This window comes from Kitasatospora sp. NPDC127035 (genome assembly GCF_042726075.1).
In the GTDB taxonomy this organism is placed as follows: Bacteria; Actinomycetota; Actinomycetes; order Streptomycetales; family Streptomycetaceae; genus Kitasatospora.
Genome location: NZ_JBHXDN010000177.1, coordinates 1 through 1,297 on the forward strand (window position 1 = coordinate 1; position 1,297 = coordinate 1,297).

General features: G+C 66.8%; 1 protein-coding gene. It reads left to right on the forward strand.

Annotation, left to right across the window (positions count from 1 at the left end; translation table 11 throughout):
• Positions 1–1,297, forward strand: a 1,297-nt coding sequence (gene arc, locus ACFWIC_RS41100; RefSeq protein ID WP_380522332.1) for a proteasome ATPase, incomplete at both ends; no start/stop codon positions are given.

Here is a 1,297-nt window from a genome sequence, read left to right on the forward strand (position 1 = left end):
ACGTCGAGCTCGACGAGCTGCGGCGCGGCCAGGAAGTGATGCTCAACGAGGCCCTCAACATCGTGGACGCGATGGCCTTCGAGAGCATCGGCGACCTGGTCACCCTCAAGGAGGTCCTGGAGGACGGCGAGCGGGCCCTGGTCGTCGGCCACACCGACGAGGAGCGGGTGGTGCGCCTGGCCGAACCGCTGCGCGAGATCACCCTCCGGGCGGGGGACGCCCTCCTGCTGGAACCCCGTTCCGGCTACGTCTACGAGGTCGTGCCGAAGTCCGAGGTCGAGGAGCTCGTCCTCGAGGAGGTCCCGGACATCGACTACCGCCAGATCGGCGGCCTCGCCAACCAGATCGAACTGATCCGGGACGCGGTCGAGCTGCCGTACCTGCACGCCGACCTCTTCAAGGAGTACGAGCTGCGCCCGCCCAAGGGCGTGCTGCTCTACGGCCCGCCCGGCTGCGGCAAGACGCTGATCGCCAAGGCCGTGGCGAACTCGCTGGCCAAGAAGGTCGCCGAGGTCACCGGCCGGCCCCAGGGGAAGAGCTACTTCCTCAACATCAAGGGCCCCGAGCTGCTCAACAAGTACGTCGGCGAGACCGAGCGGCAGATCCGCCTGGTCTTCCAGCGGGCCCGGGAGAAGGCGAGCGAGGGCACCCCCGTCATCGTCTTCTTCGACGAGATGGAGTCGCTGTTCCGCACCCGCGGTTCCGGTGTCAGCTCGGACGTGGAGAACACCATCGTCCCGCAGCTGCTCGCCGAGATCGACGGCGTGGAGGGCCTGGAGAACGTCATCGTCATCGGCGCCTCGAACCGCGAGGACATGATCGACCCGGCGATCCTGCGGCCCGGCCGCCTGGACGTCAAGATCAAGATCGAGCGCCCGGACGCCGAGGCCGCGAAGGACATCTTCTCCAAGTACCTCAAGGGCTCGCTGCCGTTCCACCCGGACGACCTCAAGGAGCACGACGGCTCCGTGGGCGCCACGGTGGAGGCGATGATCCAGTCGGTGGTGGAGCGGATGTACTCCGAGACGGAGGAGAACCGCTTCCTGGAGGTCACCTACGCCAACGGTGACAAGGAGGTCCTGTACTTCAAGGACTTCAACTCCGGCGCGATGATCCAGAACATCGTCGACCGGGCGAAGAAGATGGCCATCAAGGCCTTCCTCGACCACGGCCAGCGGGGTCTGCGCGTCGCCCACCTGCTCAACGCCTGCGTGGACGAGTTCAAGGAGAACGAGGACCTGCCGAACACCACCAACCCGGACGACTGGGCCCGGATCTCCGGCAAGAAGGGCGAGCG